Here is a 10,904-nt window from a genome sequence, read left to right on the forward strand (position 1 = left end):
GTCCCGCCCACTGGATGACCGGCGTACGCTCGACGACAGTCATAACTCTCCGAAGGAGCGAGCGACGATGCCCGAGCTGAGGTCCCGCACAGTCACCCACGGCCGCAACATGGCGGGCGCCCGCGCCCTTATGCGCGCCTCCGGTGTACCGGGTGCGGACATCGGCCGCAAGCCGATCATCGCGGTCGCCAACAGCTTCACCGAGTTCGTGCCGGGCCACACCCATCTGGCCCCCGTCGGCCGCATCGTCAGCGAGGCGGTGACCGCGGCCGGCGGCATCCCGCGCGAGTTCAACACCATCGCCGTCGACGACGGCATCGCCATGGGCCACGGCGGCATGCTGTACTCGCTGCCCTCCCGCGACCTGATCGCGGACAGCGTGGAGTACATGGTCGAGGCGCACTGCGCCGACGCCCTGATCTGCATCTCCAACTGCGACAAGATCACCCCGGGCATGCTCAACGCCGCCCTGCGGCTGAACATCCCGACGGTCTTCGTCTCCGGCGGCCCCATGGAGTCCGGCCGCGCCACCCTGGTCGACGGCACGGTGCGCACGCTGGACCTGGTCGACGCGATGTCGGAGGCGGTCAACGACAAGATCTCCGACGCGGACATCCTCCGCATCGAGGAGAACGCCTGTCCGACCTGCGGCTCCTGCTCCGGCATGTTCACCGCCAACTCGATGAACTGCCTCACCGAGGCCATCGGCCTCTCCCTCCCCGGCAACGGCTCGGTCCTGGCCACCCACACCGCCCGCAAGGCGCTCTACGAGAACGCCGCCCGCACGGTGCTGGACCTGACCCGCCGCTACTACGAGCAGGACGACGACTCGGTCCTGCCCCGCAACATCGCCACCGCCGCGGCCTTCGGGAACGCCATGGCGCTCGACATCGCGATGGGCGGCTCCACCAACACGATCCTGCACCTGCTGGCGGCCGCCCAGGAGGCGGGCGTCCCCTACGGCCTCACCGAGATGGACGCCCTCTCGCGGCGCGTCCCCTGCCTGGCCAAGGTCGCCCCGAACGTCGCCAAGGACCGCACGTACTACATGGAGGACGTGCACCGCGCCGGCGGCATCCCCGCCCTCCTCGGCGAACTGCACCGCGCGGGCCTGCTCAACGAGGACGTGCACTCCGTGCACAGCCCGTCGCTGGCCGACTGGCTGAAGACCTGGGACGTGCGCGGCGGCTCTCCCTCCCAGGAGGCGGTCGAGCTGTGGCACGCCGCTCCCGGATGCGTGCGCTCGGCGGAGGCCTTCTCCCAGTCCGAGCGCTGGGACTCCCTGGACGACGACGCCGAGGGCGGCTGCATCCGCTCCGCCGAGCACGCCTACTCCGCGGACGGCGGCCTCGCCGTGCTGCGCGGCAACCTGGCGGTCGACGGCTGTGTCGTGAAGACGGCCGGCGTCGACGAGTCCATCTGGACCTTCGAGGGTCCCGCGGTGGTCTGCGAGTCGCAGGAGGAGGCCGTCGAGAAGATCCTCACCCAGCAGGTGAAGGAGGGCGACGTCGTCGTCATCCGCTACGAGGGCCCCAAGGGCGGCCCCGGCATGCAGGAGATGCTCTACCCGACCTCGTACCTGAAGGGCCGCGGCCTCGGAAAGGCCTGCGCCCTGATCACCGACGGCCGCTTCTCCGGCGGCACGTCCGGCCTGTCCATCGGCCACGCCTCCCCGGAGGCGGCCTCCGGCGGCGTCATCGCCCTGGTCGAGGACGGCGACCGGATCCGCATCGACATCCCGAACCGCGCGATCGAGCTGCTGGTGGACGACGCCGAGCTCACCCGCCGGGAGCAGGCCCTCGACGGCCGGTACGCCCCGAAGAACCGCGACCGCAAGGTCTCGGCGGCGCTGAAGGCGTACGCGGCGATGGCCACCAGCGCCGACAAGGGCGCGGTCCGCGACGTCAGCAAGCTGGGCTGACCGCCCGCGGGATCACCAGGCGGCGGGATCGCTCCCCGGCACACCGAACACGGTGCCGTCGGGGGCGCCCGCGTAGACGTGGTCACCCGCGAGGACGGGCTCGGCCAGTGACCCGGGGACACGGTCGGACTCGGGTCCGAGCCGCGGCCGGGTCTGTCCGAGCAGCCTGCCCTTGCGGGCGTCGACGCCGAGCAGCCGTCCGTCGGGAGCGGTGACGTACACGTGCCGTCCGTCGGAGACGGGCACCGAGCCCCGGCTCACCCCCGTCTCCAGCCGCCACCGCTGCTTGCCGGCCGCCATGTCGACGGCCGCGAGAGACCCGCCCGCCCCCATGAGGTACACGGTGTCGCCGTGTACGCCGGCCGCGGCCTGCGGGACCGGCACGGGCAGCGTCACGCGCCGGCTGTCCCCGGTGCCCGGCGTGAACCGGACCACGGCCCCGGCGTCCCCCTGGACGACGCCGTCGGCGACGAGGTACACATGCCCGTCCGCCGCTCCCACGGGCGTCAGTGCCCCCTCCAGCTCGGCGTCCCACCGCACGTCCCCCGTCGCCGGGTCGACCGCGGTGACACGGGTGCCGCTCCCGTCCGCGGACGGGCTCGTCGCGTAGGCCGACGGCCTCTCCGACTCCTCGTCGAACGAGGTGAAGTAGGGCACGGCCTGGCCGGGGATCCGGTGGGACCACCTGGTCTCGCCCGAGGCGCTGTCCACACCCGTGACCATCCCGTCGGCGCGGGTCAGCAGGAGGGTGTCGCCGACCGCCCGCACCCCGTCGTAGGCGGGCGTGTCCTGCTGCCACACCGGCTCGCCCGTGGCCGGGTCGAGTGCCTCCAGATCGCCGATCCGGTCGAGGGAGGGCTGGAGCAGACCGCCGGACAGGACCGGCGGTTCGCTGCGCGTCGACCCCGGGGCGACGTCGTGCCGCCACACGGTGCGGCCGTCGGCCGGATCGAGGGCGAGGACCAGACCGGGCACCGCGCAGAGCAGCTTCCCGGCCCCGTACGTGCACTGGGGCACGCCGCTGTCCTCCGAGGCGGGCACCGCCTCCCACGCGCCGGAGCCGGCCGGCGTGCTCTGCACGGCGCTGGTCCGGCGCGGCGGTGACGTGTCGTCGAACACCTGGAGCGCGGTGAGCCCGCCGAGCACGGCGACGCACAGCACCCCGGCCACCAGGGCCGCCCGCCGCCCCGGACGCCGCGCGGACCGCTTCGAGGGCGCGTCCGCACCGGGTTCGGCAGCGGCCTCCTCCCGGGCGTCGGACGTCTCCCGCGCCTCCGACACCTCCCGAGCTCCGGCCGACTCCGCTGTCCCCGCGGTCCGTTGCGCCGGCAGGAACACCTGAGTGTCGTACGCCGCCGACACCGACCGCAGTTCCCGCATCAGCTCGTCCGGCGTGGGCCGTTCGTCGGGCTCCTTGGCCAGACACCGCAGCACCAGGGGCGTGAGGGACTCCGGCACGCCCGTCAGGTCGGGGTCGTCGTGGACGACCTGGTAGGCGACGACGTAGGGGCTGTCGGAGTCGAAGGGGCCGCGCCCCGTCGTCGCGTGCACCATGAGCGACCCGAGGGCGAACATGTCGGCGGCGGGGCCCACTTCACGGGGGCGCCGGAACTGCTCGGGCGCCATGAACGGCGGCGTGCCGATCAACTTCCCGGTCTCGGTGCGCAGTTCGCTGTCCGTGGGCCGGGAGATCCCGAAGTCGATGACCTTGGGCCCGTCGTCGGCGAGCAGCACGTTGCTCGGCTTCAGGTCCCGGTGCACGACACCGACCCGGTGGATGTCCCGCAGTGCCTCGGCGAGCCCGGCCATCAGCCGACGCGACTGATCCGGGTCCATGGGGCCGTTGCGCTTCACCTGTTCGGAGAGGGTCGGACCGGGGATGTAGAGGGTGGCCATCCAAGGGCGTCCGCCGTCGGGGTCGGCGTCGACGACAGGTGCCGTGAAGGCCCCGCTCACCCGTCGCGCGGCGGCCACCTCCTGCCGGAAACGGCCCCGGAACTCGGGGTCCATGGCGTAGCGGGCGTGTACGACCTTCACCGCGACCCGCATGCCCGAGGTGCTGCGGGCCAGATGCACGACGCCCATGCCCCCGGCACCCAGACAGGACTCCAGACGGTAGTGACCGGCGTACTCGGGAAGTTCCGCTTCGGCACCCGCTCCGGCGTTCCGCTGCGACGCCATGGAACCACCCCCGTGCTGTTCGTCCGCGCGCGCGACGCTCGGAGCCTAGTCGATGGTGTGTGCGGGACCGAGGCGGCGTGCCCGTCTCCGCGTGCGGGGAAAGAACTGGTGTTTCATGAGTCGTCGCAGGGGAATCAACGGGACCCCATGACGGTCGGTCGTGGGGTGCAACGGGGGAGGTTTTTCCATGTCTGTCGAGCAGACCGAGGACGCCACGGGCGGGGACGTCACCGAAGGGACCGCCGGGGACGTCGCGGGCGCGGCGGAGAACACGGCCACGGCGGCCGCGCTGGCGAGTTCCTATCCGGTGGCGCCCGGCTACCAGCTGAACGTCCGCAGCGGTCCCGGCACCGGCTACTCGGTCGTCCGCGTCCTGTCCGAGGGGGCTTGGGTCCGGATCAACTGCCAGACGCCGGGCACCTGGGTGACGGGCCCGTACGGCACCTCGAACATCTGGGACAACATCGGCAGCGGCCAGTACGTCTCCGACGCCTACATCCGCACCGGCAGCGACGGGTACGTCGCCTCCCGCTGCTAGGCACTGTCCTCGCCGGTCGCCGTCGGCGCCGGCCGCCGGGATGGGGCGGGGGGCTCCCGCGGTCGCGCGGGGGAGGAGTCACAATCGACCCGTGAGCGCAGAAGAGAACCGCACGAACGGCGTCCCGGACACCTCCGCCGGCCCCCGCCCCGAACCCATCCGCTTCTTCGGCACGACCTGGGTCGACCACTCCGGCGGCTACGCCGTCCGCCGCGCCGGCGCCGCGGCCGGCTACCTGGCCGCCGCGGCGGTCTCCTGCTTCGTGCTGCGCCTCGCCTACCAGGGGCTCCGGATCGCGGACATCGGCGGCTTCGTCACGCTCCTCATGGTCGTGATGTTCGCGGTCTGCAGCGCACTCGCCTTCCGCCACACCTGGTCCGCCTTCACCACCCGCCCCGACCCCGAGCGGCAGGCCTCCCTCCGCGGCATGCTGGCCGTCGGCTTCATCGGCTCCCTCCTCGCCCACTTCCTCCGCTCCCTCACCGAGGCCCCGGGCGAGAAGCTCCACCGCGCGGAGTACGAGACGGCCCGCGAGCAGTACGAGAAGCGCACCACCCGCCGCTCGGGCGACCCGTCCAGGAAGCGCCGCCGCTCCTAGGGCCTGTCCGGCACGACCGCCGCCCGGCCACCATGGCCGTATGACGACACCGAGCGCCGACCGCGCCTCCCGCGCCCGCTCCTTCGACGCCGCGGCCGCCCAGTACGCCGCCAGCCGCCCCTCCTACCCGCCCGCCCTCTTCGACGCGATCGAGGAGCTGACCGGCCGGCCCCTGGCCGGCGCCCGGGTCGTGGACGTCGGCGCCGGTACGGGCATGGCGACCGCCCGGCTGCACGCGCGCGGCGCCGACGTCATCGCCGTCGAGCCCGGCGCAGGCATGGCGGCCGAGTTCCGCCGCACCCTCCCCGGCGTGCCGGTCGTCCGGGGCGACGGCAACGCCCTCCCCCTCACCGGCCACAGCGCCGACCTGATCACCTACGCCCAGGCCTGGCACTGGACCGACCCGGACCGGGCCGTCCCCGAGGCCGTACGCGTCCTGCGGCCGGGCGGAGCACTGGCCCTTTGGTGGAACACCAGCGCGGACGACGTGCCGTGGATCGCGGAGGCGTCCGCACGCGCCGACCGCCACTTCGGCCTCGACCTCTCCGCCGAGAAGCGCAACATCCACGCCCACGTCGCCGACCCCACCGGCCGTCTCGACCTCGTCCGCCGCGTCGTGCGCTGGAGCCGGCACGTCCCCCTCGACACCCACCTGGCCAACCTCGGCAGCCACTCGGTCTTCCTGACCCAGGACGCGGAACGCAGCGCGGCCTACCTCGCCCAGGAGCGACGGCATGTCCTGGACGTCTTCCCGGACGGCATCGTCGAAGAGACGTACGACGTCATCCTCCTCCTCGCGACCACCTCCCAGCCGCCAACGGCTTGACGCCGCCCGCGGGCCGGGAGGAGTATTCATCACATGATGAATTACTCCTCCCGGCCCGCGGAGGAACCGGCCGTCCGGGCCCGGGACCTCACCGTCGTCCGAGGCCCCCGCACCGTCCTGCGCGGCCTGGACTTCTCCGTCCCGCACGGACAGATCACCGGCCTCCTCGGCCCCTCCGGCTGCGGCAAGTCGACCCTGATGCGGGCCGTCGTCGGCACCCAGGCCAAGGTCACCGGCACCCTGGACGTCCTCGGCAGCCCCGCCGGCCACCCCACCCTGCGCACCCGCATCGGCTACGTCACCCAGGCCCCGTCCGTCTACGACGACCTGACCGTCCGGCAGAACCTCGACTACTTCGCCGCGATCCTCGACCCCGGCCGGTCCGCCGCGGGCCGCCGCCACGACGACGTCAGCCGCGCGATCGCCGACGTCGACCTCACCAGCCAAGCCGACGCCCTCGCCGGCAACCTCTCCGGCGGCCAGCGCAGCCGCGTCTCGCTCGCCGTGGCCCTCCTCGGCACCCCCGAACTCCTGGTGCTCGACGAACCCACCGTCGGCCTCGACCCCGTCCTGCGCCGCGACCTGTGGAACCTCTTCCACGCCATCGCCGCCGACCGCGGCGCCACCCTGCTGATCTCCTCCCACGTCATGGACGAGGCCGAGCGCTGCCACCGCCTGCTCCTGATGCGGGCCGGCGAGATCCTCGCCGACGACACCCCCGACGCCCTGCGCGCCCGCACCGGCTCGGACACCGTCGAGGCGGCCTTCCTGCACCTGGTCGACGAGGCGATCGCCGCGGGCCGTACGAAGGAGACCACCCGATGAGCACCCCCGCCCCCGCACGCGCCCTCGGCGTCTCCCGCACCACCGCCACCGCGGCCCGCGTGCTGCGCCAGCTCCGCCACGACCCGCGCACCATCGCGCTGATGCTGCTCGTCCCCTGCCTGATGCTGTTCCTGCTCCGCTACGTCTACGACGGCAGCGCACATGTCTTCGACAACATCGGCGCGTCCCTCCTCGGGGTCTTCCCGCTCATCACGATGTTCCTGGTGACGTCGATCGCCACGCTGCGCGAACGCACCTCCGGCACCCTCGAACGCCTCCTCGCCATGCCCCTCGGCAAGGGCGACCTCATCGCCGGCTACGCCCTCGCCTTCGGCACCCTCGCGATCATCCAGTCCGCCCTCGCCACGGGCCTCGCCGTCTGGTTCCTCGGCCTCGACGTCATCGGCAGCCCCTGGCTGCTGCTCCTGGTCGCCCTGCTCGACGCGCTCCTCGGCACCGCCCTCGGCCTCTTCGTCTCGGCCTTCGCCGCCTCGGAGTTCCAGGCGGTCCAGTTCATGCCGGCGGTGATCTTCCCCCAGCTCCTGCTCTGCGGCCTCTTCACCCCGCGCGACAGCATGCACCCGGTCCTGGAGACCCTCTCGGACGTCCTCCCCATGTCCTACGCCGTGGACGCCATGAACGAGGTCGTCCGGCACCCCGACATGACCACCGCCTTCGTCCTCGACGCCCTGGTCGTCGCGGGCTGCGCCCTGCTGGTCCTGATCCTCGGCGCGGCCACGCTGAAACGCCGTACGGCGTGACGGACCGGCCCGACGCGGACGTCCCGCCCACTGGACGTCCGACCCCCGTCCGCCTCCGGGGATGCGAGGATGCCAAGGGACGACCCACCCCCGGAGGGCACCCACAGCCATGACCCAGAAAGTCGCCGTCCTCGGCACCGGCAAGATCGGCGAAGCCCTGCTCAGCGGAATGATCCGCGCCGGCTGGTCCCCCGGGGACCTGCTGGTCACCGCCCGCCGCCAGGAACGAGCCGAAGAACTCCGCACCCGCCACGGGGTCACCCCGGTCACCAACCAGGAAGCCGCGAAGACCGCCGACACCCTGATCCTCACGGTCAAACCGCAGGACATGGGCACCCTCCTCGACGAACTCGCCCCGCACGTCCCCGCCGACCGCCTGGTCATCAGCGGCGCCGCGGGCATCCCCACCGCCTTCTTCGAGGAACGCCTCGCCACCGGCACCCCCGTCGTCCGCGTCATGACCAACACCCCGGCCCTCGTCGACGAGGCCATGTCGGTCATCAGCGCCGGAAGCCACGCCACCGCCGGCCACCTCGCCCACGCCGAGGAGATCTTCGGCGCCGTCGGCAAGACCCTGCGGGTCCCCGAGTCCCAGCAGGACGCCTGCACCGCCCTCTCCGGCTCCGGCCCGGCCTACTTCTTCTACCTGGTCGAAGCCATGACCGACGCCGGCATCCTCCTCGGCCTGCCCCGCGACAAGGCCCACGACCTGATCGTCCAGTCCGCGATCGGCGCCGCGACGATGCTCCGCGACAGCGGCGAGCACCCGGTGAAGCTCCGCGAGAACGTCACCTCCCCCGCCGGCACCACCATCAACGCCATCCGCGAACTGGAGAACCACGGCGTACGCGCCGCCCTCATCGCCGCCCTCGAAGCCGCCCGCGACCGCAGCCGCGAACTCGCGACCGGCACCAAGGACTGACGACCGGCGCCAAGGACGGCGACCGAAGTGAGTCCCCGGCGCGGGGACTCACTTCGCGGCGGTCAGGACGTCCTCCGTCGCCACCACCGTCGCGAATCCGCCGCCGTGCAGGGACACGGCCGACGCGCGGGCCAGTTCGTCCGCGCTCTGCCGCCAGCCGAACGGCCCCTCCAGACCGAAGGTGTACGTCGCGTCGAACGCGACCACGACCTCGTAGCCGAGGTTCCCGCCCATCCGTGCCGTCGTCTCGACGCACATGTTCGTCTGGATCCCGGCCAGCACCACCTGCGAGATCCCCGCCTCCCGGAGCCAGGCGCCCAGGTCCGGAGCCCCGAGGAACGCCGAGTTCACCCTCTTGGTGACCAGCAGCTCGTCTCCGCTGCCCTTCCCGCGCCGCCGCTCCACGTACTCCTTGAACCCGTTGCCCTCGTACCCGGTCCGCAACGGCGACCCGGGAGAGACCGAGTCGTGCCGCACGAAGACGACGGGCCGGCCGGTCGACTGCCACGCGTCGATGAGGGCGGCGATGTTGTCGTCCGCCGCCGGGTTGTTCCTCGTCCCCCAGTAACCGGCCTCCTCGAAGCCCTTCTGCACGTCCACGACCACCAGTGCTGCGTTCTGCGCGATGTCCATGCACCCGATCGTGCCGCCCGGCGGCCCCGGCTCCCAGAGGTCCGAAAGTCAGCGATCGATGGTTTACTGCCACCATGGCAGCCCCCTACCGCGTGGCCCTCGTCGCCTTTCCCGGTATCCGTGCCTTCGACGTCTCCGTCATCACCGAGGTCTGGGGCCCCGACCGCACCGACCGCGGCGCCCCCGCCTTCGACCTGCACCGCGTCGCCACCGACAGCGCCCCCGTCCCCATGCGCGGCGGCCTCACCCTCCTCCCCGACCGCCCCCTCACCTGGCTGGCCGACGCCGACCTGGTCGTCGTCCCCGGCCTCGACGACCACCTCACCCCCGCATCGCCCCCGGTCCTCGACGCCCTCCGCCACGCCCACGCCCGCGGCACCACCCTCGCCGCACTCTGCGGAGGCGCCTTCACCCTCGCCCAGGCGGGCCTCCTCGACGGCCGCCGCGCCATCACCCACTGGAACCTGGTCGACCTCTTCCGCGCACACCACCCCCGCGTCACCGTCGTCCCCGACGCCCTGTTCATCGAGGACGACAACATCTGGACCGCGGCCGGCACCGCCGCCGGCATCGACCTCTGCCTCCACCTGATCCGCCTGGCCCACGGGGCCGAGGCCGCCGCCACCATCGCCCGCTCCATGGTCACGGCGCCCTTCCGCACCGGCACCCAGGCACAGTTCATCGAGCACCCCACCCCGCGCACCGACCGCGACGCCGACGCCCTCGCCGCCGTACGCGAGCACGCCCTGCGCCACCTCCACGAACCCCTCACCGTCGCCGGACTGGCCGCCCGCGCCGGCATGTCGCCGCGGACCTTCGCCCGCCACTTCACCGCGGCCACCGGCACCACCCCGCTGCGCTGGCTCCTCGACCAGCGCGTCGCCGCCGCCCAGCGCCTGCTCGAACGCACCGACCTCCCCATGCCCGAGGTCGCCCGCCGCGCGGGCTTCGGCAGCGAGGTCACGATGCGCCAGAACTTCGCATCGCGCCTCGCCACCAGCCCCCGCGCCTACCGCGCCGCGTTCAGCACCGGCGCCCCGGCGCCGGAGCCCGCCGGCAACAGCCCGATCGCCCGGTAAGCGGCGTCCACGGTCGGCCGCGCCATGGCCCTCGCCCGCTCCGCACCGTCCCGCAGCACGCCCTCCACGTGGCCGGGGTCCGCGCACAGCTCCCGGTGTCTCTCCCGCACGGGCCTCAGGACCTCGACCACGGCCTCGGCCGCGTCCCTCTTCAGATCCCCGTACGACGCGTACGCACCGGCCAGCGCCTCCGGGTCCCCGCCCGAGCACGCGGCCAGGATCTCCAGCAGATTCGCCACGCCCGGCCGGGCCTCCCTGTCGTACACGACGTCCCGCCCGCTGTCGGTCACCGCCCGCATGACCTTCTTGCGCGCCACGTCCGGCTCATCGAGCACATAGACGATCCCCGGCCCCGTGTCGTCGCTCTTGCCCATCTTCGACAGGGGGTCCTGCAGATTCATCACCCGGGCCGCCACCGGCGGATTGGTGGCCCGCGGCACCACGAACGTGTGCCCGTACCGCTGGTTGAACCGCACCGCGAGATCCCGCGCCAGCTCCACGTGCTGCGTCTGGTCCTGCCCGACCGGCACCTCGTCCGTCCCGTACGCCAGGATGTCGGCCGCCATCAGCACCGGATACGTCAGCAGCGACAGCCGCACGCTCCCGCCCCGCCGCCGCTC

Annotated in this window: 11 protein-coding genes (1 of these 11 only partly in view); 8 read left to right on the forward strand and 3 right to left on the reverse strand. The window is 72.9% G+C overall.

Going from position 1 to position 10,904, the window contains the following annotated elements:
* The first annotated feature begins 67 nt into the window (after positions 1-67).
* The gene (gene ilvD, locus CNQ36_RS19755; protein WP_004928001.1) at positions 68-1,921 is read left to right on the forward strand and encodes a dihydroxy-acid dehydratase; all 1,854 of its coding nucleotides are present in this window, start codon (positions 68-70) and stop codon (positions 1,919-1,921) included.
* A 12-nt stretch (positions 1,922-1,933) separates the two neighbouring features.
* On the opposite strand, the gene CNQ36_RS19760 is transcribed toward ilvD, so the two are convergent.
* Complete coding sequence (locus CNQ36_RS19760; RefSeq protein WP_121546970.1) at positions 1,934-4,102, reverse strand: serine/threonine-protein kinase; 2,169 nt, start codon at positions 4,100-4,102, stop codon at positions 1,934-1,936.
* 187 nt (positions 4,103-4,289) lie between these two features.
* Between CNQ36_RS19760 and CNQ36_RS19765 the strand changes: the two genes are divergently transcribed.
* The 6 genes from CNQ36_RS19765 (at position 4,290) to proC (ending at position 8,572) form a co-directional block, all read left to right on the forward strand.
* Positions 4,290-4,640, forward strand: coding sequence for an SH3 domain-containing protein (locus CNQ36_RS19765; RefSeq protein ID WP_121546971.1), 351 nt, complete (start codon positions 4,290-4,292; stop codon positions 4,638-4,640).
* Between the two features lie 40 nt (positions 4,641-4,680).
* Positions 4,681-5,238, forward strand: a complete 558-nt coding sequence (locus CNQ36_RS19770; protein WP_121546972.1) for an EamA/RhaT family transporter — start codon at positions 4,681-4,683, stop codon at positions 5,236-5,238.
* Between the two features lie 40 nt (positions 5,239-5,278).
* The gene (locus CNQ36_RS19775; protein ID WP_121546973.1) at positions 5,279-6,064 is read left to right on the forward strand and encodes a class I SAM-dependent methyltransferase; all 786 of its coding nucleotides are present in this window, start codon (positions 5,279-5,281) and stop codon (positions 6,062-6,064) included.
* A gap of 33 nt (positions 6,065-6,097) precedes the next feature.
* Positions 6,098-6,889, forward strand: a complete 792-nt coding sequence (locus CNQ36_RS19780; RefSeq protein WP_121546974.1) for an ABC transporter ATP-binding protein — start codon at positions 6,098-6,100, stop codon at positions 6,887-6,889.
* Entirely contained in the window at positions 6,886-7,650 is a 765-nt protein-coding gene (locus CNQ36_RS19785) for an ABC transporter permease (protein WP_121546975.1), read from the forward strand. The genes CNQ36_RS19780 and CNQ36_RS19785 overlap by 4 nt, the downstream gene beginning before the upstream one ends.
* Positions 7,651-7,759: 109 nt before the next feature.
* On the forward strand, positions 7,760-8,572 hold the full coding sequence (gene proC, locus CNQ36_RS19790) for a pyrroline-5-carboxylate reductase (RefSeq protein WP_121546976.1): 813 nt from the start codon (positions 7,760-7,762) through the stop codon (positions 8,570-8,572).
* Positions 8,573-8,620: 48 nt separating this feature from the next.
* Here proC and CNQ36_RS19795 read toward each other — a convergent pair whose 3' ends face one another.
* Positions 8,621-9,205, reverse strand: coding sequence for a cysteine hydrolase family protein (locus tag CNQ36_RS19795; RefSeq protein ID WP_121546977.1), 585 nt, complete (start codon positions 9,203-9,205; stop codon positions 8,621-8,623).
* A 74-nt stretch (positions 9,206-9,279) separates the two neighbouring features.
* Between CNQ36_RS19795 and CNQ36_RS19800 the strand changes: the two genes are divergently transcribed.
* Positions 9,280-10,284, forward strand: coding sequence for a GlxA family transcriptional regulator (locus tag CNQ36_RS19800; protein WP_121546978.1), 1,005 nt, complete (start codon positions 9,280-9,282; stop codon positions 10,282-10,284).
* On the opposite strand, the gene trpS is transcribed toward CNQ36_RS19800, so the two are convergent.
* On the reverse strand, positions 10,215-10,904 hold the 3' portion of the coding sequence (gene trpS, locus CNQ36_RS19805; protein ID WP_121546979.1) for a tryptophan--tRNA ligase. Its footprint extends 345 nt past the window's final position; the window shows 690 of its 1,035 coding nt (coding positions 346-1,035); its start codon lies off the right edge, out of view; the stop codon is at positions 10,215-10,217. The two genes, CNQ36_RS19800 and trpS, sit on opposite strands and share 70 nt — an antisense overlap.

The organism is Streptomyces fungicidicus (genome assembly GCF_003665435.1).
Lineage (GTDB): Bacteria > Actinomycetota > Actinomycetes > Streptomycetales > Streptomycetaceae > Streptomyces > Streptomyces fungicidicus.

Bases quoted from the DNA above. Each gene is read 5' to 3' on its own strand.
- proC (WP_121546976.1), top strand. From the start codon at position 7,760: ATGACCCAGAAAGTCGCCGTCCTCGGCACCGGCAAGATCGGCGAAGCC.
- CNQ36_RS19775 (WP_121546973.1), top strand. From the start codon at position 5,279: ATGACGACACCGAGCGCCGACCGCGCCTCCCGCGCCCGCTCCTTCGAC.
- ilvD (WP_004928001.1), top strand. From the start codon at position 68: ATGCCCGAGCTGAGGTCCCGCACAGTCACCCACGGCCGCAACATGGCG.
- CNQ36_RS19795 (WP_121546977.1), bottom strand. From the start codon at position 9,205: ATGGACATCGCGCAGAACGCAGCACTGGTGGTCGTGGACGTGCAGAAG.
- CNQ36_RS19785 (WP_121546975.1), top strand. From the start codon at position 6,886: ATGAGCACCCCCGCCCCCGCACGCGCCCTCGGCGTCTCCCGCACCACC.
- CNQ36_RS19765 (WP_121546971.1), top strand. From the start codon at position 4,290: ATGTCTGTCGAGCAGACCGAGGACGCCACGGGCGGGGACGTCACCGAA.
- CNQ36_RS19770 (WP_121546972.1), top strand. From the start codon at position 4,681: ATGGGGCGGGGGGCTCCCGCGGTCGCGCGGGGGAGGAGTCACAATCGA.
- CNQ36_RS19760 (WP_121546970.1), bottom strand. From the start codon at position 4,102: ATGGCGTCGCAGCGGAACGCCGGAGCGGGTGCCGAAGCGGAACTTCCC.
- CNQ36_RS19800 (WP_121546978.1), top strand. From the start codon at position 9,280: ATGGCAGCCCCCTACCGCGTGGCCCTCGTCGCCTTTCCCGGTATCCGT.
- CNQ36_RS19780 (WP_121546974.1), top strand. From the start codon at position 6,098: ATGATGAATTACTCCTCCCGGCCCGCGGAGGAACCGGCCGTCCGGGCC.